Here is a 19,638-nt window from a genome sequence, read left to right as displayed (position 1 = left end):
GGAATAAATTAGATGTGGGAATTGGTTAAAGCAGGTGGCTGGCTTATGCTGCCCCTGGTCTTGTGTTCTATCTTTATGCTGGCGATTTCGATCGAGCGTCTGATTCGCCTGAAAAAGAATGCAGTACTTCCGTTGACACTGTTGATGGGGCCTTCGCAAAATACAGCACAAGTCATGCAAAAAATGAATCAAAGTGCGGCCTTAAAGCAAAGCACTTTGGGTCGGGTATTTACTGCAGGCTATGCCAGCAAGCAGCAAGGTGAGCAGTATGCTCGCGCACAGATGGAAGTGGTGGCATCACAGGAAATTGGTTATCTGGAAAAAAACATTAATTTTCTGGGAACTTTGAGTGCAGTTGCGCCTTTACTCGGTTTATTGGGAACTGTACTTGGGATTATTGAATCTTTCCTGATGATCGATGTAGGTACCGGGAGTGATCCGGTATTGATGATGCCGGGTATTTCCAAGGCTTTAATTACCACGGCAGCCGGTATGTTGATTGCAATTCCTGCACTGTTTGCGCACCGTTATTTTCAGCGTCTGGTTCAGGAATATGTGGCTGAACTTGAACAGCAAGCGACTTTGTTTCATGCGGATCTTTTTTATCGCAATCATGCAGACATAGACCAAGACATGCAAAAAGCCAGCTAGGAGGCGGATGATGAAATTCAAACGCAACCAGGTGGAAGATGTACATATTAATCTGACACCGATGATTGATTGTCTGCTGTTTATTCTGGTCTTTTTGCTGTTATCGACGACTTTTAGCCAAATGAGCCGAATGAATCTGACCTTGCCTGATGCGCAGGGTGTACCGCCTAAAAGCTATGATCAAAAAGTCGAAGTGATTGTGGATGCCAATGGTCATTACGCAGTCAATGGTCAATCCTTGGCCAGTAAGGAAGTCGCGGATTTAAATACTGCAATTAAACAGATTTCTAATGAACGCCGTGATTTAATGTTTGTCATTGCAGCTGACGCAAAAGCCAGCCATCAGGACGTGATTCGTGTCATGGACGTGGCCGGGCAGCTCGGATTTGTAAATATTAATATCAGTACCAAAGTACCCACCCGAGGTTATTAGTGAAGCACGATTTTAAGGTCTATCTTCGCCTTTTAAGTTATTTAAAACCGTTTTGGGGCATTGCATTGCTTGTCCTGCTGGGTTTTTCTATTAATGCCGCTACGGAAGTCTCTGTCGCTAAATTACTGGAATATATTATTGAGGCGATTCAAAATAAAGACCAGAGTTTCACATCACTTTTCCCGTTTTTAGTGGTCATACTCATGTTCTTCCGGGGCCTGGGTTTGTTCATGGGTGGATATTTTACTGCGGTAATTTCCCGGAATCTGGTATTCAACATCCGTCAGGAAGTTTTTGCAAAATTGCTGCGTTTACCGTCCCAGTATTATCTGGATAATACCAGCGGGCATATTACTGCCAAAATCATGTATAACGTTGAACAGCTAACCGCTGCTTCAACTGAAGCTTTAAGAACCTTGTTGCAACAAGGTTTGATCACTCTGGCATTATTAGGCTACCTGTTGTATACCAACTGGCGTCTGACCATGTGTATCCTGATTTTTGCACCCGTCATTGGCTTTATTATCAGTAAAGCTGCAAGACGGATGCGTAAATTATCGCAGCAAGTGCAAGACACCATGGGTGATGTAAACCATGTGGTGCAGGAAACGGTGAATGCCAACCTGATCGTCAAGGGTTTTGGAGGGCAAAGTTATGAGCAGGAACGCTTTAAACAGAACTCGCTGGAAAACTTGCGTCGTGGCTTGAAAATGGTCGCTGTACAACAGTTGAATAGTCCTGTGGTTCAGCTGATCATGTCGATTTCACTGAGTATTGTGATGTTTATTGCCTTGCGTCCGCAAATTCTGGGTGATACCTCTGCGGGTGAATTTGTCGCTTATATTACTGCGGCGGGTATGCTGGCAAGACCGATCAAAGCCTTGACGGATATCAATGAAAAAATTCAACGTGGTATGGCTGCGGCTCATTCGGTATTTGAATTGCTGGATATGCCTGAAGAAAAAAATACCGGGACTTTAACGGATAGCCTGAAAGGCGATATCGAGTTTAAAGATGTCAACTTGATTTATGATGATGGCCATCGTGCTATTCATGACTTTAATTTGCAGGTCAAGGCCGGTGAAACAGTAGCGCTGGTAGGACGTTCTGGTGCAGGAAAAAGTTCTCTGGTGAATCTGCTGGTGCGTTATCAGGATGCAACTTCTGGGCAGATCTTGCTGGATCAGAAACCGATTGAAGATTTTGAAATTACCGCCTTGCGAACCCAGATTGCTATGGTGAACCAGCAAGTAGTACTGTTTAATCGTACCGTGCGGGAAAATATTGCTTATGGTCAGCTCGAAGGTGCTTCCGATGAAGATATTATCGCGGCAGCAAAGGCAGCCTATGCGCATGATTTTATTATGGCACTACCGCAAGGTTATAATACTCAGCTGGGTGCTCAGGGTTTAAACCTGTCTGGTGGCCAGCGTCAGCGCATCGCCATCGCGCGAGCAATTTTGAAAAATGCCTCTATTCTGATTCTGGATGAAGCGACCAGTGCGCTGGATAACGAGTCGGAATACTTTATTCAGCGTGCCTTTGATAAAGCCATGCAGGACCGTACCACCATCGTAATTGCACATCGTCTATCGACGATTGAAAACGCGGATCGTATTGTTGTGATGGATCAGGGCCGTATTGTTGAGCAGGGCAGTCATGCCGAACTGATTGCGCTACATGGTGCTTATTATCAGTTGCATCAGCGTAACTTTGAGGAACAGTAACTTATGGCACTGGCACAAATCATTCAGGATGCTTGGAATGCACAGGCAAAGTGGCTGGTGGTGCTGCGTCCTTTGTCATGGTTGTATCGCCTGGGTTTTGTCAGCAATCACTGGCTTTATCAAAAAGGCATTAAAAAAAGTTATAGTGCACCAATTCCCGTTATGGTAATTGGTAACATCACAGTCGGTGGTAGCGGTAAAACACCTTTGTTGATTCATCTGGTGGATTATTTAACCGAGAAAAATGTTCGGGTAGGCGTGATCAGTCGAGGCTATGGCGGCCAAGGTCCATTTCCTGCCTATGTCGACTTTAATACCTTGCCGGAGATTGTCGGAGATGAGCCTGCCTTGATTGTACAGGCAACAGGCGTGCCGATGGCAGTTGGTCCCAACCGGCAGAAAAGTATCGAGTTATTGCTGCACAAACATGAACTGGATCTGATTATCTGTGATGATGGCCTGCAGCATTGGGCCTTGAATCGCCAGATTGAGTGGATTGTGCTGGATAATAATCGCGGTCTGGGTAATCAGAAACTGCTTCCAGAAGGTTATCTACGTGAACCAGTGACCCGTTTGAAAACGGGAACCGTAATTGAGCATTCGGCTAACCCAAGCTCTGAACTGCATATGCATCTGGCTGCATCACAGCCTTATTTGCTTAATCAGGACAACAATAAAATCTTTGATCCTCAAGCGGCTTTTTATGCGGTAGTCGGCATTGGCTTTCCACAGCGGTTTTATCAGACCTTGCAAAATTTAGGCATAGAACAATTTCAGTGTCATGAGTTTCCAGACCATCATGACTATGACATTGAAGATTTACAGTTCGATGATAACAATCCGATTATTACCACTGAAAAAGACGCAATAAAAATTATGGCGCTACTTAAACAATATCCAGATTTTAAACAGGATATCTGGGTGGTGCCAGTCGATGCAGTCCTATCGCCAGCCTGCTATACAGTCTTGCAGCAACAGTTACAACAATACGGTATTCAAATTTCTTAAGGCTCATTCATTATGAAACACATTGTTATTCCTGCACGTTTCGCCAGTTCACGTTTACCGGGTAAACCTTTGCTGGACATTCATGGTCGTCCCATGATTCTGCGGGTAGTGGACCAAGCCAAAAAAGTGCAAGGTTTTGACGATCTGTGTGTGGCAACTGATGATGAGCGTATTGCAGCCGTTTGCCGTGCTGAAGGCATTGATGTGGTGATTACTTCAGCGGATCATCCTTCAGGCACAGACCGCTTGAGTGAAGTGGCTCGAACTAAAGGCTGGGCCAGTGATGACATCATTGTCAATGTACAGGGGGATGAACCTTTACTGCCGGCGCAACTGGTAAAACAGGTTGCTCAACTCTTGGAAGATCAGCCTGAATCTTCCATGTCGACGCTATGTGAGCCGATCCATCAACTGGATGAATTCAAACGCGACAGCATTGTAAAAGTCGTAATGTCAAAACAGCAGCAGGCACTGTATTTTAGCCGTGCTACCATTCCTTATGACCGTGATGGCGCGAAACTCGCTGAACCGAAGCTGCATGATCAGGCCTATCGTCATTTAGGTCTATATGCCTATCGGGTAAAACTGTTGCAAGAATATGTGACCTGGGAAATGGGTGTGCTGGAGAAACTGGAATCTCTAGAACAGTTACGGGTACTGGAAAATGGACACCGTATTGCCATTGCGGTGGCTGAAGCCAATTTGCCGCCAGGGGTAGATACTCAGGAAGATCTGGATCGCCTGAATCAGATGGATCTTTCCCATTTTGCCTAAGAAGAGTCAAATACATGCCTTTTGATGTCAATGCACATATCTATCCATGGCAGCAACAGGTTTGGGAAACCCTGACCGGGCGCTTTCCCAAGCTTGGACATGGTTTATTGTTTTATGGAAAAAAAGGCTGTGGTAAAGAAGCGTTTACCCAACAGTTTCTGGCTTGGGTGTTATGCCTGAATCGTCAGCCTGCCGGGCCATGTGGTGAATGCAGTAGCTGTCAATGGTTAAAGGCAGATACCCATCCCAACTATGTGCATATCAGTACCGATGACGACAATAAAAAACAGAATGCCAAAATCAAGATCGAGAAGATTCGCGATCTGCTGCCTTTTGTGCAACAGACTGTAGATGGCTGGCGCGTGATTGTGATTGAGCCGGCAGAAGCCTTGAATATTGCCTCTGCCAATGCCTTACTCAAAACACTGGAAGAACCCGGTGATAATACGGTCATTATTTTACTGGCGAATCATTATTTAAAATTGCCCGCGACTATACGCAGTCGTTTGCAGCATTTTGCTTTGGACCGGATTTCCGCAGAACAATTTAGCGATTATGTCCAGAATCAGCTCCCAGATGCAGGTGCTAGCCAACAACAGTTATTGATGAACCTGTCCAATCAGATGCCGTTACAGGCACTAGAGGTTGCACAAAGTGCCTGGCTGCCACTACGTCAGGAATTCCTGCAAGACTGGCAAAAACTGGTCATGCAAAAAAATATGCCGATGGCAATTGCGACCAAATGGAATAAAAACCTGAATTTTGGTGACTTTGCTCAAATGTTTGAATACTTGTTGTCCGATTTAATTTGTGTCAAGCTAAATCAGACGGTGAAAAACATTGACCTTGAATTCAATGTACTTGCCGAACAATATTCATTAGAAGCACTTTTTAAAATTTATGAAGATTTTCAGCGCGCTAAACAATTCCTTGAACAGAATGTCCAAAGCAATCTGGTTATTGATGAATTGTTTATCAAGCTGATGAATCTTTAATTAAGGGGAAATCACATGCAACCACGTATGGGCGGTATTATTCAGGCCAATATTCCTGACATTGAAACACTGTTTGCCAGCTATATGCCTTATGTTGTGGGTGGTGGGCTTTTTATTCCTTCCAAGCAGCCGGTCAAACTGGGCGAAGAGGTTTTTGTATTGACGACTTTGCCTGACCAGACCCAGAAAATTCCTTTAACCGGTAAAGTCATCTGGGTCTCGCAAAAGCAGAATGGCATCAAGCCACAAGGCTTTGGCATCCAGTTAAGCGGTGAAAAAGGCGTTTATTTTAAAAATGAAGCAGATCGTCTGGTTGCAGGTCTTAAATCTGAAGGACGTAAAAGTTACACTATGTAGTTAATTTACCCTTGGTAGGAACGCATCGTGTTTGTAGATACTCATTGTCATTTAACCCTGCTTGATTTGACACCATATCATGGTGATCTGGATCAGGCATTGGCTCAGGCTCGTGAAGCCGGTGTTTCCAAATTCATGAGTATCTCGGTCGATCTGGATGATCATATCGAGCTGGCCAAAATTGCCGCGCGTCATGCAGATGTCGGATATACCGTTGGCGTACATCCTTGCGAAGATGCTGCAACCATGGCGCGTGCCACGACTGAATATCTGGTTGAACTGGCGCAACCGGAGAAAGTCTGGGCACTCGGTGAAACAGGTCTGGACTATTATCACAGTACCGATTTTATTGCAGAGCAAAAGGCCTGTTTCGCCCGGCATATCCATGCGTCACAAATCACCAAAAAACCTGTAGTCGTTCATACCCGTTCCGCCAAGCATGATACCGTTGATATTATTCGCGCGGAAAAATCGACTCACGGGATTTTGCATTGTTTTACCGAAGACTGGGAAACCGCCAAAGCGGTACTGGACTGCGGCTATTATGTGTCATTTTCCGGAATTGTTTCATTTAAAAATGCGCAGGATCTGCGTGATGTCGCCAAACAGGTTCCGCTGGATCGTGTGCTGATTGAAACCGATAGTCCTTATCTTGCGCCAATGCCGTATCGTGGCAAATCTAATGAGCCTAAATACGTTCCTTATGTAGCCAAAGCGCTTTGCGATGTATATGATAAGTCACTGGAAGAAATGGCTTATATCACAAAGCAGAACTTTGAAAATCTTCTGAATTTAAAGTAAATAAAGTTATATAAAGTACAAAGAGAGTTTATAGGGTGAAGATGGATCGTCAAGCTCAGTTTCGAGCAAGAGAAACCTTGATTTTTCAAGTAGCAGAGCAACTCCTGTTAGAAAATGGTGAAGCAGGAATGACGCTTGATGCGCTTGCCGCCGAGCTTGATCTGGCCAAAGGGACACTTTATAAACATTTCCAGAGTAAAGATGAACTATACATGCTGCTGATTATCCGAAATGAGCGCATGTTGCTGGAAATGATTCAGGATAGCGATAAAGCCTTTCCTGAACATCTGGCCTTCTTTATGCTGCATCATTTGCATCATCCTGAACGTACTGTGCTGTTTCATCAAATTGAAGAACGCCTGTCGACGACTGGGGTTGGAATCCAGCACCTGTTTAGCGAACTTTATCAGGTGCGCAAACAGCGCTTACGCCTGATTATCCGTATGACAGAAACTTATCTGGCATCGATCAACAGCCGCATGTCGGTACGCGATTATCTAGCGTCGATCTGGTCGCTGACCCATGGTGCAGCCGCAATTCTCAATTCCAGTTTCTATCAGCGTTACTTGGGTTCACGCGATACCTTGCGTGTGGCCTATATCGATCAGGCGCTGGCTTTGCCCAAGCAGGTGCATTCTGCCGACCAGTTTGTCTAAGGTTGTCCTATGATCAGATCACCTCACAGTGCAGTTCGTGGCTTTACCTTAATCGAATTGATGGTGGTGATTGTGATTATGGGGATTATGGCTTCACTAGTGCTGCTCAATACCAGTGGTGTCGATCAGCGCAAAGCAATGCAGGCACGGGAAATTTTATTAGTAGACTTGCAACGGGTGCTACGCGAGGCCAATGACCAGTCTAGAATACTCGCGCTTGACGTTCGGCCAGCAACAGATGTCACGCCATTTCGTTATGGAATTATAGAATATCGTTCAGCAGCGCAGACTGAACAGAACCTGCAAAATGAGAAATGGCAAAGTTATGCAGATTTTAAATTGCGTAGTTTGCCTGATCATGTTTCCTTTCAGATTCAGGCACTGGAACAGCAGCGTTACGCCAGAGCACAAAACCGTGATCTGACTCAGGAAAATTCACCTCAATTGATCTGGCTCGGCAATGGTGAAGTCAAGCCGGTGCGGATTCAGTTCTTTTTAGAAGACCGTGAAGTGGGTGCTGCGATTGAGATTGATCATCTGGGTAAAATCAATGAAATCTAGATATTTCAAGCAGAATACTGGATTTGGTGCTATCAGGCCGAGTATTACTCGGCTTCATCGTGTGCACTCTGAACAGAGTTCGTCATCTTGCGCTCGGACGAAACGTTGTTTCGTTTATCGCTGCTCCTCAAGCATAGCTTTCGGACTTGCGGCACGGTCGAGTGTTACTCGACTTAATCGTGCCTCAGGTTTTACCTTATTGGAAGTTATGGTGGCCCTGGCAATTTTTGCGACCGCAGCCATGACCTTGACCAAAGTCGCAATGCAATATACCCAATCCACCTCAAATGCCATTCTACGTACCAAAGCACAGTTTGTTGCTTTAAATGAAGTGGCACAAATGGAAATCAATCAGGAATGGATGGAGGGTACGGCTTCTAAACAGCTGACCCAGCAAGGTGAAACTTGGCAGATTGACAAGCGCAGCGAACCGACGGTCAGTCCGAATGTGCAGCGAATCGAATTGCAGGTGAGTCTGGTTAATCAGGACAGTGGTCAGGTTGAATCTGGGATCAGCAGCCTGATGTTCTTTAATCATCGCATGAACAATACTCCATGAAGCCTAAAGGATTTACCCTGGTTGAATTAATGGTCGCAATTGCGATCTTTGCGGTGCTGTCTGCTTTGGGTTGGAAAGTTTTTGATTATATTGTCAAAACCAAAGATCAGAATGTGATTCATGAGCAGCGTTTAGGTCAGCTACAGCAAACCTATCAGCAGATTCTGCGAGATACCGTACAGGCAGTGCCCTTAACGGCCAATATCAATGGGGATATTCAACCGGCTCTGGTGCTGCAGAACGGACGCTTTAATTTCAGTAAAACTGGGGTAACTGACCCTTTGGAAGAAGGAATTTCCCCAGATGAACGCATTGAATATCAGTATCGAGCCGATGAGCAGAAACTTTATCGCTTGAAATACCGGAATCTAAATCAGACCGGTCAAGATCAGCCCGAATCCAGTTTTTTATTGTCGGAAGTGGAACAATTCCAGATCGTCGTACTTAATCCGAATGAACTCACGCAATGGCCGGATACTTCTGCTGATCTGAATCAGTTAGAGCATAAACAGCGTTTGCCTAAAGGGATTAAAATCAATTTAACTGTGAATGGCGTCAGTTATGAATGGATGTTTAGTTTATTAAATACTGACTTTTTGCTTGATACTCAGAACACCGGTCAACCCAGCTCAGAATAATAAGAAATGAAAATGAAGAAAGCGATCATGATCAAGCAGCAGCAGGGCATTGCACTGATTACCATTCTGGTGATGGTAGCGCTAGCGACTATTTTGGCGGCCACGATTGCCCAGCGTCAGGCTGCAACTGCTGAAAGCACTGCCTATTTGATGCGACAAAACCAGTCTCTCATGTATGCCAAGAGTGCCGAGGCCTTTTTTTCTGAATTGCTGGTCAATGATGCTGAAAATGCTGCAGAGGTCGATCATCTGCAGGAAACCTGGGCGCAGCCCATGCCGGCTTTTCCGGTAGATGATGGTTATGTCTCCGGAATTGTGCAGGATGAATCAGGCAAGTTTAATTTAAATAGCCTGATCACCGCCGAAGGCACAGTCAATGAAAATGCCAAGGCATGGTTTGAGTTGATTCTAAAACGTGCCGGTTTGCCGGAACAGCTGAGTGAAGCAGTCATTGACTGGCAGGATGCAGACGAGCTGGTCAGTGGGGGCATGGGTGCAGAATCCAATTATTATCAGGGTTTGCCGAATGGTTCTCTGCCTCCGAATGCTAAATTTCATAGCGTTGAAGAGCTGAAACTGGTACGAGGTTTTGAAGAGAATAAGTACAAACTAATCGCACCTTATCTAAGTACTGCGTCTGTAGCAGATACTACGGTCAATATTAATACCGCATCTGCATTTCTTTTGGCCAGTATGGATGAAAAGCTGGATGTGAATACTGTGCAGCAATTGCTGGATCGCCGTCAGGCAAATCTGGAATATTTTTCCAATGTGGCTGATCTCTGGACACTAGAACCCTTTGTTCAGGTCGATGCGGACAAGCGTAATTTGTTTAACAGTCTGCTTGGGGTGCAATCCAATTATTTTAAAGCCCGAATCGAAGTGGTTTTAAGTGAGCGTAAGCGCCAGTTTAGTAGTGATCTGGTTCGTCAGGACAAACAGGTTTATGTGGCATACCGCAGCATGGCGCCATTTTGATCATAGTTTATAAATTATACAGATTGTAGAAGTAACAATGCTGGACTGATGCCTTTTCCCTATCATGCTAAACAGCAAAATTAATCCTCAAAGCTTTACTTTTGCTTTATAATCAAAATTAATTCACCTATTTTTTGACGACATTACGGCATATGTTAATTCGTAAGTTATTTAAGTTTGAGAATGCTCATATTGTGCGTAACTGCACGTCAGATCGCTGTAAGCGTTCGATCCATGGCCATAGTTATAAAGTCGAGTTATTGCTAAAAGCCTCGAAGCTAGATCATGGTCAAATGGTCTATGACTTTGGTCTGCTTAAAGGTGTGATTAAGGATTTCTTTGATTCTTTCGATCATGCCATCTGCTTTTGGCAAAATGACGATCCGGAATATATTCAGGCCTGCAAGAATTTCAGTGCGCGCTGGGTGTCTTTGCCGGTATCGCCATCAGCAGAACAGTTTTCACGTATTTTCTTCTTTCTGGCACAGCAGGTGCTGGCATCGACCGTGACTCAAAATGGTGAAGGCGATGTCGAAGTCTATTCTGTGATTGTGCATGAAACCGACACCGGCTATGCACAAAGCTTTTTAGAAGATATTCAAAATGAACAAATGGGCATCCTTAGTCTGGAGCAACTTGAGTTCTCTGAACAAGTGCAGGCTGAATGGACAGATCCGGACATGTTTGCCAAGCTCAAACAGGGCACACCATTTCATAACCCTACAGTAGATTTACAGGTACAGATTTAAAGTCTGCGTGACTTTAAATCCATTGACATAGATTTAGGATTGAAGAATGTCTTTAAATGAACAGCAACTGGCCAAGCTGAATAAAGTTCAGCTGGATGAAAGCTGGAAATATGGATTGAGTGAATTTTTGCTCAGTCCGAAAATGGATGAATTAAAAGCATTTCTCGTTGAAGAAAAAAAAGCAGATAAAATCATTTATCCTCCCAATCATCTGATTTTTAATGCGTTAAATACCACGCCGCTAGATCGGGTAAAAGTGGTAATTTTGGGGCAAGATCCTTATCATGGCCCAAATCAGGCGCATGGATTAAGCTTTTCCGTGCAAAAGGGGGTTGCATTACCACCATCTTTGCGTAATATTTTTCATGAGTTACATGCTGATGTTGGGGTTGAAAGACCGAAGCATGGTGACTTGACGCATTGGGCAGAGCAGGGTGTGCTTCTGTTAAATGCAGTACTGACCGTAGAAGCAGGTCAGCCGACTTCGCATCAAAAGCGCGGTTGGGAAGAATTTACCGATCACGTCATTGATGTATTAAATGAACAGCGTGAACATATTGTCTTTATTCTTTGGGGCGCATACGCACAGCGTAAAGGACAGCGCATTAATCAAGACAAGCATCTCGTGTTAAAGGCAGCACATCCATCGCCTTTGGCCGCAAACCGTGGTGGTTTTTTTGGTTGTAAAGTATTTTCAAAATCGAATAACTACCTCAAACAACATGGCATTGAGCCTATAGATTGGCAGCTGGACGCATGAAATATTCTCCCCTTACTAAACATTATCATCCGGATTTGATTGTTGAAGAAGCGCACAATGGTTGGCGTATCGTTCGTTTAAATCGCCCGAAATCTTTGCATGCGCTGGATGAGTCGATCGCTTCCGCACTCTTGGAAGTATTTCAGGACTTTCATCATGATGACAGCGTAAAAGCCATCTGGCTCGATTCAACCACACCGAAAGCGTTCTGTGCGGGTGGGGATGTGCGTAAACTGCGTCAGTTAGTGATTAATGATGAAGTGGCGGCTGCCAATAAGTTTTTTGAACAAGAATATGCACTCGATCTGTTACTGCATAATTATGCCAAACCCGTTTTAGTCTGGGGTGAAGGTTATGTGATGGGCGGTGGCCTGGGCTTGTTTATGGCAGCACCTTTCCGTTTAGTGACGCCATATTCACGTTTGGCAATGCCTGAAATCAATATCGGTTTGTATCCAGACGTGGGTGCAACCCGCTTCTTGGCAGATCGTGGTGCGATTGGTCTATTTACCGGCTTGACCGGTTCAATCATGACTGCTGCGGGCGCTTACGGGATTGGCTGGGCAACGCATATTTGTGATGCACAGCGTGATTCAGTTTTGGATAAAGTCATTAATATTGACTGGGAGCATTATCCTGCAGGTGACTTCCGGGCCATTGATGACACCCTGAATAGTATGCACCGTCCGGTCGGCCCGGGACCGTTGCAAAACTCTCTGGATGTAATTCATAGTGTTTGCCGTGGTGTCAACTTTGAGCATGATTATGAGTCGATTATTGGCCTGAGTGACGCACGCAGTGACTGGTTGCGTCAGGCCAGTGAAAACCTGAAAAAAGGTTCGCCAACTACTGCAGTCTTGACCTGGCTATTGTGGCAATGGGGTAAGCAGATACATTCCTGGAATGAAGTTTTCGAACTGGAAGTTCAGATCTCAGACTGGAAAATTCGTCATCATGACTTTGTTGAGGGTGTACGAGCACGTCTGGTCGACAAAGACCTTAGTCCTGAGTGGAAAAAAGGTGCAGATATGAGCTTGAAAGGGATCCTGTCTGGGAATCCTCCAGTTACGACTATTGAAAGCTGGAATGAGCTGCTCAAGCATTATGGTGTGATTTAAGCTTCAATGTCCGAAACACAATTTACAGATGAATACTGGATGCAGCGTGCTTACGAGCAGGCTGCACTTGCTGCTGCACAGGGAGAAATTCCTGTGGGGGCAATTATCGTCAGTCAGAATCAGATCATTGGCCAAGGATTTAATGCGCCCATCTCGTTGAATGATCCGACCGCGCATGCCGAGATTGTGGCGCTGCGTGATGCCTGTCAAAATATCCAGAATTATCGTTTACCTGATGATGCAGTGCTTTATGTGACTTTAGAGCCGTGCACCATGTGTGTTGGTGCGCTGGTGCATTCACGGGTTTCACGGGTAGTATTTGGCGCATTTGAAGCGAAAGCAGGTTCACTGGTGAGTGCGCGTCAACTGTTTGAAACCGGTTATTATAATCACGTATTTTCTTTCCAGGCAGGCTGCATGCAGCAGCAATGCTCTGAACAGCTCAGTGCATTTTTTAAGTTGCGTCGCGAGCAGAAACGACAATTCAAGTTACAAGAAAAGTTATTTAATACGCAGAAGTAAATTTACTTTATCCGCTAAAATTTTCCCACTTTCAAATATCTGCAATCTTCAGGAACAATAATGAACAGCATCCAAGTAAAAAAAGAATTCCCAGCAGCCCTTGATGATGTCTTCAATTTGATGTCCAAGCATGCCACCTATAATATTGCCTTCGCACCGATGCAGGTCGAACGAATCAAGGATTCTGCGGATGCTGAATATCCTGATGGACTCGGTTCAGTACGTGCAATGGGTATGGGGCCAGTGAAGCCGCTGAAAGAACAAATTACCTTGTTCGAGCCAAATAATCGCATCGAATATCAGATTATTAAAAATCCATTGATCAAGCATCATTTAGGCATTATTGAATTTGAAGCACTGGCTGATGACAAAACGTTAGTAACTTATACGATTGAATTGCAGGCACGTGCGCCTTTTGTGAGTAAATTAATCCTTGCACAGTTACAGGCAGCGATTAAACTAGGCCTGACAAAACTCGCAAAATCTGTTTAAACAACAACGGGAAAGCAATGACAGTTCAAATTATTACCATTGATGGTCCAAGTGGGTCTGGCAAGGGCACGTTAGCAGCGAAACTGGCTGCACATTATCAGTTTCACTTATTGGATTCTGGTGCTTTATACCGCCTTTTGGGTTTGTCATTGCATCACCATGATTTGCTGGATTCGCTAGACACGAAATTGCCAGAATGCGTACAAATCGCAACAAATTTAGATATCCAGTTTGTCAGTACCGACACCGGGGTGCAGGTGTGGCTGGATGGTGAAGATGTGTCCCAAACTATTCGAACTGAACGGGTAGGAGAGTTTGCTTCAAAAGTTGCAGCAATTCCTGAGCTTAGAACAGCGATGGTTTCACGTCAGCATGCCTTTGCACAGGCGCCTGGTCTGGTAGCAGACGGACGTGATATGGCGACAAGTATCTTCCCGAATGCTCAGGCAAAAATATATTTGACGGCCTCGGCTGAATCACGCGCGCAAAGACGTGTAAAGCAGTTGCAGGGCATGGGGCTGGATGTTAAAATAAGCGACATTTTAGCTAATATCATCGCTCGCGATAAACGAGATACGGAACGCGCTGTCGCTCCACTCAAGCCTGCGGATGATGCTTACATTATTGATAGTTCAGATTTGAATATCGATGAAGTATTCCAGCTGATGACCACTTATGTGGATCAGCAGTTAGCAAATTAACCCAATTTTATCAGCAAACGCATAGCTTGATCAGTTTTATATGGACTATGTAGATGCTTAATTAAACCGGCCTTGTCTGATCCAAGACCGCTGACTTTATCGGAAATATCATGACCGAATCTTTTGCAGCCCTCTTTGAAGCAAGCGAATTAAACCTCAACGTTGAAAAGGGTGCAGTTATCCAGGGCGTTGTAGTAAGCATTGACTCTGATTGGGTAACTGTTGACACTGGCCTTAAATCTGAAGGCGTTGTTGACCGTGCTGAGTTCTTAAATGAACAGCGCGAACTTGAAGTTCAAGTTGGCGACACTGTAGACGTAGTTGTTGAAGCACTTGACAACGGTATGGGTCAAACAGTTCTTTCTCGCGAAAAAGCTAAACGCGCAGAAACTTGGACTAAACTTGAAAAAATCTTTGAAGACGGCGAAATCGTTACTGGTGTTATCTCTGGTAAAGTTAAAGGTGGTTTCACTGTTGACATCGGTCCAGTACGTGCGTTCCTTCCAGGTTCTTTAGTTGATACTCGTCCTATTCGTGATACTACTCACCTAGAAGGCAAAGAGTTAGAATTCAAAGTAATCAAGCTTGACGCTAAACGTAACAACGTTGTTGTTTCACGTCGTGCTGTTATGGAAGCTGAATCTTCAGCTGACCGTGAAGCTCTTCTTGCTCAGCTTGAAGAAGGTCAAACAGTTACTGGTACGATCAAAAATCTTACTGACTACGGCGCATTCGTTGACCTTGGCGGTATTGATGGTCTTCTTCACATCACTGACATGGCTTGGAAACGTATCAAGCACCCTTCAGAAGTTGTTGAAGTGGGTCAAGAAGTTACTGTTAAAGTACTTAAATTCGACCGCGAACGTAACCGTGTTTCTCTAGGTCTTAAACAGCTTGGCGAAGATCCATGGTTAGCGATCATGAACCGTTACCCTAAAGGTTCAATCGTTAAAGCGCGCGTAACTAACCTGACTGACTACGGTTGTTTCGCTGAAATCGCTGAAGGCGTTGAAGGTTTAGTACACGTTTCAGAAATGGATCACACGAACAAAAACATCCACCCATCTAAAGTTGTTCAGATTGGTGACGAAGTTGATGTTATGGTTCTTGAAGTTGATGAAGAACGTCGTCGTATTTCTCTTGGTATCAAACAAACTCGTGCTAACCCATGGGAAGAGTTTGCTAAAGATCACGACAAAGGCGAAAAAGTTTCTGGTACGATCAAATCTATCACTGACTTCGGTATCTTCATCGGTTTACCAGGCGGTATCGACGGTCTAGTTCACTTGTCTGATATTTCTTGGAACGAACAAGGCGAAGAAGCGATTCGTCGTTATAAAAAAGGCGACACTGTTGAAGCAGTTATCCTTTCTGTAGACGCTGAAGGCAACCGTATCAGCCTTGGCATCAAGCAAATGAACAACGATCCGTTCAATGACTTCCTTGCTGCTAACGAACGCGGTGCGTTGGTTAAAGGTACTGTAACTGCAGTTGATGCTAAAGGCGCGACTGTTAAGTTAGCTGACGAAGTTGAAGCGACTCTGAAAGCATCTGAAATCAACCGCGACCGCGTTGAAGATGCAACTAAGTTCCTTGAAGTTGGTCAAGAAGTTGAAGCGAAGATCATCAACGTAGATCGTAAATCTCGCGCAATCAACTTGTCTATCAAAGCGAAAGACGAAGCTGAAGAGAAAGAAGCAGTTGCTAACTTGAAAACAGCTCCTGCTGGTCAAGACAATGGTCCTAAGACGATTGGTGACCTGATCAAAGCTCAAATGGGCAACTAAGTAAGCGTTTGAATTGTATTGTTAATGTAAGTTAACTAATACTTTTTATACAAATACTGTAAACGGTAGCGTAGTATTTAATTATTGCGCTACCGTTTTGTATTTAAACAGGTTATTATCGGGAAATAGATCCCAAGTAGCTTGATAATTAAAGAGGTCGCAGATGACTACTGAAGCACTTAATAAGTCTGACTTAATAGAGCGTATTGCGTTAAAAAATCCGCATTTGGCTGAGCCTTTAGTGGAAGAAGCAGTTAAAATTATGATTGATCAAATGATAGAAGCATTATCAACTGACAATCGTATCGAGATTCGTGGATTTGGTAGTTTTGCATTGCATCACCGTGAACCGCGCGTAGGTCGTAACCCTAAAACTGGTAAATCAGTAGAAGTGGCTGCAAAAGCAGTTCCGCACTTTAAACCAGGCAAGGCACTTCGTGACGCTGTGAACGAGTCTGCACAAAAATAATTGTAAATATTTTGCGGGGTGTTCATGCGTTACGTTCTGGTCATTCTTTTATTGGTACTGTTTGGTTATTCATTAGCTTTAGTTTTGCAAAACGGTACTGAATTGTCAGTGGACTTGTTATTTACTCAAGTTCCCGCAATGCGCCTGGGATTATTACTTCTCCTCACGTTATCTTTAGGTGTCGTTTTGGGCCTGTTATTGGGCGTTCAGATCTTCCGGGTTTTTCAGACGAATTGGGAAATTAAACGACTGCGTAAAGACATTGAACATCTACGTAAGGAACAGTTGAATACAGCCAAGTTAATGGCCGCTGAAGCAGCAGCCCATACCCGGCATGAAAAAACTGTATTAGATATTACCAATGAAAATCAAAGCCCATTATAATGGGCTTATTTTTTGCCTATATGAAGGGGTAATCTCTTGAGTATCATCGTCGCACTAGATGCCAAAAGCCAATTTGATGCCTTAGCCATTGCAGAACAGTTAGATCCTGCCTTGTGTCGACTTAAAGTTGGTAAAGAGTTATTTACCCATGAAGGTCCAATTATTGTCAAAGCACTTCAAGATAAAGGCTTTGATGTATTTCTGGATCTGAAATTTCATGATATTCCAAATACAACAGCACAGGCAGTATGCGCGGCAGCAGATTTGGGTGTGTGGATGGTCAATGTGCATGCCTCAGGTGGCCGCAAGATGATGGAAACCTGTGTAGAGCGTTTGCAAGCGGGTAATTATAAAACTCAGTTGATTGCAGTGACTGTATTGACGTCAATGGGCCGTGAAGACTTGAAAGATATTGGTCTGGATATTGAGCCAAATGAGCATGTAAAACGTCTGGCACAACTGACAAAAGACAGTGGTCTAGATGGGGTGGTTTGCTCAGCTCAAGAAGCGAAAATGTTACGTGAAACGATTGGAAAAGACTTTGCATTAGTGACACCCGGCATTCGTCCAGAAGGGTCGAATGCAGATGACCAGAAACGTATTGTGACACCGAAACAGGCAATGCTAGATGGCTCAACACATCTGGTAATTGGTCGCCCGATTACCCAGTCTAAAAATATGCGTCAGACTTTGAAAGATATTTTGGCAACGCTTTAATACGGTTTGAATGACAAAAAGCCTTTCAGTCGAAAGGCTTTTTTTATATATTGAAAAAATGGTTATAAAATAAAAAGGAAAAATGATGACTTCATCTGAACCACAATTAGAAAAAGTACAGAATGACGTAATTCAAAATATTCAACAGGCAGAACAGCTTAAGCAACAAGAATAGCAACAACAGCAGGCAAGCTCAGCAGATCGGACAGCGGGGATCGATGTGGTCAGTTTGGCATCTGATGCCATCAGTCTTGCTTCGGATGTTATTGAAACAGTATGCGATGCCTTAAGTGATATTGATTTAAGTTTTTTAGTCAGCCCTCTCGGCCTACTTGCTTGTGCTTCGTTTTAAAATTCTGCTTTTAAACTGAATCAGGGAGGAGAGTTCCTCTTTATAAAAGAGGAATTTAGTGAGATTGAGAAAGTGATAAAGTAATTAAATCGCTGCCAGTACACTCACCATGACTGGTGCTAACAGTGACAAAATAAAACCACTGACCATGGCATGTGGAATAAAATCATGCCCACAGGCCTGTTTAACCATCGGTAGAGTCACATCCATCGCAGTTGCACCCGCTGCGGAAATGGCGGATCTTGGGTATCTCCAGCCCATACAATACATGAGTAAGATGGCAAAAATTTCTCTAAACAGGTCATTCATTAGCGCGATACTGCCGAGTTCTGCATTTCTGAGTTCTGTTACGACAACACCTGACATTGAGTAAAATCCATAGCCTTGTGACAGCATGATCAAATCTTTTAGACTGATGTCTGTATTCCAGAATGAATAAAGCATGACTGCAAATAATGAACCAAAAATACAACCAATCGGAACTAAGAGAATTTTAAAATTTAACCAGGAACGATCTAAAGGTGAATAAGCCAGATCCAGGCCAATCATGAACATAAATACCAGCAACAAATGCCAGGTGCTGATTTGCACGGATAGATCAAACAGATTCAAGCTCGCATGTAAACAATATCCACCTGCGAGAGCTAAAAAAGCATAGCTCATATTCAGCAAGGATTTAACTACCAGATCGAGAGATACCCGGCCTGAACTCGGAAGAAAACCTGCCCATTTAAATAGTAGGTAACAAAATGCAAAAGCGCCGAGTGAGGTTAGAAAGGCAATACTAATTGACGTACTCAAAATCTGGAGAGGATGCTGTAATTCATCTACCAGTTGTGAAAATTCAAAGGCAATTGCAATCAATAAAACATAGCTAAAATAGGGCAATAGCTTGAAACAGATTTTAATAATCGAAATCGGAATTCGTTTTGCCATGGCAAAACCGAGTGCTAGACAGAATAGAAGCTGAAAGATAAGCCAAAGCGATTGCATAAGTTTAATGGATTGAAAAAATTACCTATAAATTATGCCACCGCTTGATGTCAGATGGTAAAAAGCTTTTAGGCGACTTTATTCAATAATCGATAATCTGCGGCATTTGGCTTTTTTGTTTTGAGCCAGTATTTCCAGGTATAAGTTGGCCATAAGGCAAAGTTCTTGCCACCTTCCTGCTGATACCAGCTGACGCAGCCAGATTGCCACACAGTCTTTTCAAACATATGTTGCACCTGCTGATTAAATGCATCCTGTGCCTGGTCTTTGACCATGATGGCATCGCTTTGGGATCGATCGACCAGTTGCATCAATTGCAAAATATATTCGACTTGTGCCTCAATCCTCTGTACACGACAAATTTCACAGAACCCTTATCCTATCAGGATTCTGCTTTCTTAAAATTGCCAAAATTTCCTTAAACTCTTCTTTTTTCCCAAAACCAATTAAACGCTG

24 protein-coding genes and 1 pseudogene are annotated in these 19,638 nt (G+C 43.9%); 23 read left to right on the top strand and 2 right to left on the bottom strand.

Features of this window, described 5'->3' with window-relative positions:
- Window positions 1-12: 12 nt before the first annotated feature.
- From ACTL4S_RS14340 to pyrF, 23 genes are all read left to right on the top strand, one after another.
- Complete coding sequence (locus ACTL4S_RS14340; RefSeq protein ID WP_004645474.1) at window positions 13-651, top strand: MotA/TolQ/ExbB proton channel family protein; 639 nt, start codon at window positions 13-15, stop codon at window positions 649-651.
- A 10-nt stretch (window positions 652-661) separates the two neighbouring features.
- Window positions 662-1,084, top strand: a complete 423-nt coding sequence (locus ACTL4S_RS14335) for an ExbD/TolR family protein (RefSeq protein ID WP_004278885.1) — start codon at window positions 662-664, stop codon at window positions 1,082-1,084.
- Window positions 1,084-2,811, top strand: a complete 1,728-nt coding sequence (gene msbA, locus ACTL4S_RS14330) for a lipid A export permease/ATP-binding protein MsbA (protein ID WP_114541075.1) — start codon at window positions 1,084-1,086, stop codon at window positions 2,809-2,811. Before ACTL4S_RS14335 ends, msbA begins: the two co-directional genes overlap by 1 nt.
- A gap of 3 nt (window positions 2,812-2,814) precedes the next feature.
- Window positions 2,815-3,819: a tetraacyldisaccharide 4'-kinase gene (gene lpxK / locus ACTL4S_RS14325; RefSeq protein ID WP_004645471.1), complete on the top strand. Its 1,005-nt coding sequence runs from the start codon at window positions 2,815-2,817 to the stop codon at window positions 3,817-3,819.
- A gap of 12 nt (window positions 3,820-3,831) precedes the next feature.
- Entirely contained in the window at window positions 3,832-4,593 is a 762-nt protein-coding gene (kdsB, locus tag ACTL4S_RS14320; protein ID WP_138742527.1) for a 3-deoxy-manno-octulosonate cytidylyltransferase, read from the top strand.
- Window positions 4,594-4,607: 14 nt separating this feature from the next.
- Window positions 4,608-5,588, top strand: coding sequence for a DNA polymerase III delta subunit-related protein (locus ACTL4S_RS14315; protein WP_005106565.1), 981 nt, complete (start codon window positions 4,608-4,610; stop codon window positions 5,586-5,588).
- A 15-nt stretch (window positions 5,589-5,603) separates the two neighbouring features.
- Window positions 5,604-5,945, top strand: coding sequence for a PilZ domain-containing protein (locus tag ACTL4S_RS14310; RefSeq protein WP_004278877.1), 342 nt, complete (start codon window positions 5,604-5,606; stop codon window positions 5,943-5,945).
- 27 nt (window positions 5,946-5,972) lie between these two features.
- Window positions 5,973-6,746: a TatD family hydrolase gene (locus ACTL4S_RS14305; RefSeq protein ID WP_004278875.1), complete on the top strand. Its 774-nt coding sequence runs from the start codon at window positions 5,973-5,975 to the stop codon at window positions 6,744-6,746.
- Window positions 6,747-6,787: 41 nt separating this feature from the next.
- Window positions 6,788-7,402, top strand: coding sequence for a TetR/AcrR family transcriptional regulator (locus ACTL4S_RS14300; RefSeq protein ID WP_004278873.1), 615 nt, complete (start codon window positions 6,788-6,790; stop codon window positions 7,400-7,402).
- A gap of 9 nt (window positions 7,403-7,411) precedes the next feature.
- Complete coding sequence (locus ACTL4S_RS14295) at window positions 7,412-7,963, top strand: type II secretion system protein (RefSeq protein ID WP_310078235.1); 552 nt, start codon at window positions 7,412-7,414, stop codon at window positions 7,961-7,963.
- A gap of 133 nt (window positions 7,964-8,096) precedes the next feature.
- Window positions 8,097-8,522, top strand: coding sequence for a type II secretion system minor pseudopilin GspI (gene gspI, locus ACTL4S_RS14290; RefSeq protein ID WP_441299574.1), 426 nt, complete (start codon window positions 8,097-8,099; stop codon window positions 8,520-8,522).
- On the top strand, window positions 8,519-9,160 hold the full coding sequence (gspJ, locus tag ACTL4S_RS14285; RefSeq protein WP_310078238.1) for a type II secretion system minor pseudopilin GspJ: 642 nt from the start codon (window positions 8,519-8,521) through the stop codon (window positions 9,158-9,160). The genes gspI and gspJ overlap by 4 nt, the downstream gene beginning before the upstream one ends.
- A gap of 6 nt (window positions 9,161-9,166) precedes the next feature.
- Entirely contained in the window at window positions 9,167-10,138 is a 972-nt protein-coding gene (gene gspK / locus ACTL4S_RS14280; RefSeq protein ID WP_314104253.1) for a type II secretion system minor pseudopilin GspK, read from the top strand.
- Window positions 10,139-10,290: 152 nt separating this feature from the next.
- Window positions 10,291-10,887, top strand: a complete 597-nt coding sequence (locus tag ACTL4S_RS14275; RefSeq protein ID WP_004278864.1) for a 6-pyruvoyl trahydropterin synthase family protein — start codon at window positions 10,291-10,293, stop codon at window positions 10,885-10,887.
- A 46-nt stretch (window positions 10,888-10,933) separates the two neighbouring features.
- The gene (ung, locus tag ACTL4S_RS14270; protein ID WP_005247316.1) at window positions 10,934-11,647 is read left to right on the top strand and encodes a uracil-DNA glycosylase; all 714 of its coding nucleotides are present in this window, start codon (window positions 10,934-10,936) and stop codon (window positions 11,645-11,647) included.
- Window positions 11,644-12,765, top strand: a complete 1,122-nt coding sequence (locus ACTL4S_RS14265) for an enoyl-CoA hydratase/isomerase family protein (RefSeq protein WP_441299567.1) — start codon at window positions 11,644-11,646, stop codon at window positions 12,763-12,765. The genes ung and ACTL4S_RS14265 overlap by 4 nt, the downstream gene beginning before the upstream one ends.
- A gap of 6 nt (window positions 12,766-12,771) precedes the next feature.
- Complete coding sequence (gene tadA, locus ACTL4S_RS14260) at window positions 12,772-13,287, top strand: tRNA adenosine(34) deaminase TadA (protein WP_441299566.1); 516 nt, start codon at window positions 12,772-12,774, stop codon at window positions 13,285-13,287.
- Between the two features lie 60 nt (window positions 13,288-13,347).
- On the top strand, window positions 13,348-13,779 hold the full coding sequence (locus ACTL4S_RS14255; protein ID WP_005247314.1) for an SRPBCC family protein: 432 nt from the start codon (window positions 13,348-13,350) through the stop codon (window positions 13,777-13,779).
- Between the two features lie 17 nt (window positions 13,780-13,796).
- Window positions 13,797-14,480, top strand: a complete 684-nt coding sequence (gene cmk, locus ACTL4S_RS14250; RefSeq protein WP_004278855.1) for a (d)CMP kinase — start codon at window positions 13,797-13,799, stop codon at window positions 14,478-14,480.
- Between the two features lie 110 nt (window positions 14,481-14,590).
- Complete coding sequence (gene rpsA, locus ACTL4S_RS14245) at window positions 14,591-16,267, top strand: 30S ribosomal protein S1 (RefSeq protein WP_004278854.1); 1,677 nt, start codon at window positions 14,591-14,593, stop codon at window positions 16,265-16,267.
- 163 nt (window positions 16,268-16,430) lie between these two features.
- Window positions 16,431-16,736 (top strand): integration host factor subunit beta, encoded by a 306-nt coding sequence (locus ACTL4S_RS14240; RefSeq protein ID WP_004278853.1) that lies wholly within the window; start codon window positions 16,431-16,433, stop codon window positions 16,734-16,736.
- A gap of 24 nt (window positions 16,737-16,760) precedes the next feature.
- Window positions 16,761-17,120, top strand: a complete 360-nt coding sequence (locus ACTL4S_RS14235) for a lipopolysaccharide assembly protein LapA domain-containing protein (protein WP_004278852.1) — start codon at window positions 16,761-16,763, stop codon at window positions 17,118-17,120.
- Between the two features lie 36 nt (window positions 17,121-17,156).
- The gene (gene pyrF / locus ACTL4S_RS14230) at window positions 17,157-17,837 is read left to right on the top strand and encodes an orotidine-5'-phosphate decarboxylase (protein ID WP_004645455.1); all 681 of its coding nucleotides are present in this window, start codon (window positions 17,157-17,159) and stop codon (window positions 17,835-17,837) included.
- A gap of 436 nt (window positions 17,838-18,273) precedes the next feature.
- Here pyrF and ACTL4S_RS14225 read toward each other — a convergent pair whose 3' ends face one another.
- Both ACTL4S_RS14225 and ACTL4S_RS14220 read right to left on the bottom strand, forming a co-directional pair.
- Window positions 18,274-19,182, bottom strand: coding sequence for a LysO family transporter (locus ACTL4S_RS14225; RefSeq protein ID WP_441299565.1), 909 nt, complete (start codon window positions 19,180-19,182; stop codon window positions 18,274-18,276).
- A 68-nt stretch (window positions 19,183-19,250) separates the two neighbouring features.
- Window positions 19,251-19,526, bottom strand: a pseudogene (locus ACTL4S_RS14220) (flavin-containing monooxygenase); the annotation flags it as partial.
- Window positions 19,527-19,638 lie beyond the last annotated feature (112 nt).

The sequence above is a fragment of the Acinetobacter lwoffii genome, assembly GCF_052078135.1.
GTDB lineage: Bacteria > Pseudomonadota > Gammaproteobacteria > Pseudomonadales > Moraxellaceae > Acinetobacter > Acinetobacter lwoffii_Z.
This window is presented reverse-complemented; position numbering and strand designations above follow the sequence as displayed.

Excerpts from the sequence above, each read along its gene's own strand:
- ACTL4S_RS14340 (WP_004645474.1), top strand. The coding sequence starts at position 13 with ATGTGGGAATTGGTTAAAGCAGGTGGCTGGCTTATGCTGCCCCTGGTC.
- ACTL4S_RS14335 (WP_004278885.1), top strand. The coding sequence starts at position 662 with ATGAAATTCAAACGCAACCAGGTGGAAGATGTACATATTAATCTGACA.
- lpxK (WP_004645471.1), top strand. The coding sequence starts at position 2,815 with ATGGCACTGGCACAAATCATTCAGGATGCTTGGAATGCACAGGCAAAG.
- kdsB (WP_138742527.1), top strand. The coding sequence starts at position 3,832 with ATGAAACACATTGTTATTCCTGCACGTTTCGCCAGTTCACGTTTACCG.
- ACTL4S_RS14315 (WP_005106565.1), top strand. The coding sequence starts at position 4,608 with ATGCCTTTTGATGTCAATGCACATATCTATCCATGGCAGCAACAGGTT.
- ACTL4S_RS14310 (WP_004278877.1), top strand. The coding sequence starts at position 5,604 with ATGCAACCACGTATGGGCGGTATTATTCAGGCCAATATTCCTGACATT.
- ACTL4S_RS14300 (WP_004278873.1), top strand. The coding sequence starts at position 6,788 with ATGGATCGTCAAGCTCAGTTTCGAGCAAGAGAAACCTTGATTTTTCAA.
- ACTL4S_RS14295 (WP_310078235.1), top strand. The coding sequence starts at position 7,412 with ATGATCAGATCACCTCACAGTGCAGTTCGTGGCTTTACCTTAATCGAA.
- gspJ (WP_310078238.1), top strand. The coding sequence starts at position 8,519 with ATGAAGCCTAAAGGATTTACCCTGGTTGAATTAATGGTCGCAATTGCG.
- gspK (WP_314104253.1), top strand. The coding sequence starts at position 9,167 with ATGAAAATGAAGAAAGCGATCATGATCAAGCAGCAGCAGGGCATTGCA.
- ACTL4S_RS14275 (WP_004278864.1), top strand. The coding sequence starts at position 10,291 with ATGTTAATTCGTAAGTTATTTAAGTTTGAGAATGCTCATATTGTGCGT.
- ung (WP_005247316.1), top strand. The coding sequence starts at position 10,934 with ATGTCTTTAAATGAACAGCAACTGGCCAAGCTGAATAAAGTTCAGCTG.
- ACTL4S_RS14265 (WP_441299567.1), top strand. The coding sequence starts at position 11,644 with ATGAAATATTCTCCCCTTACTAAACATTATCATCCGGATTTGATTGTT.
- tadA (WP_441299566.1), top strand. The coding sequence starts at position 12,772 with ATGTCCGAAACACAATTTACAGATGAATACTGGATGCAGCGTGCTTAC.
- ACTL4S_RS14255 (WP_005247314.1), top strand. The coding sequence starts at position 13,348 with ATGAACAGCATCCAAGTAAAAAAAGAATTCCCAGCAGCCCTTGATGAT.
- cmk (WP_004278855.1), top strand. The coding sequence starts at position 13,797 with ATGACAGTTCAAATTATTACCATTGATGGTCCAAGTGGGTCTGGCAAG.
- rpsA (WP_004278854.1), top strand. The coding sequence starts at position 14,591 with ATGACCGAATCTTTTGCAGCCCTCTTTGAAGCAAGCGAATTAAACCTC.
- ACTL4S_RS14240 (WP_004278853.1), top strand. The coding sequence starts at position 16,431 with ATGACTACTGAAGCACTTAATAAGTCTGACTTAATAGAGCGTATTGCG.
- ACTL4S_RS14235 (WP_004278852.1), top strand. The coding sequence starts at position 16,761 with ATGCGTTACGTTCTGGTCATTCTTTTATTGGTACTGTTTGGTTATTCA.
- ACTL4S_RS14225 (WP_441299565.1), bottom strand. The coding sequence starts at position 19,182 with ATGCAATCGCTTTGGCTTATCTTTCAGCTTCTATTCTGTCTAGCACTC.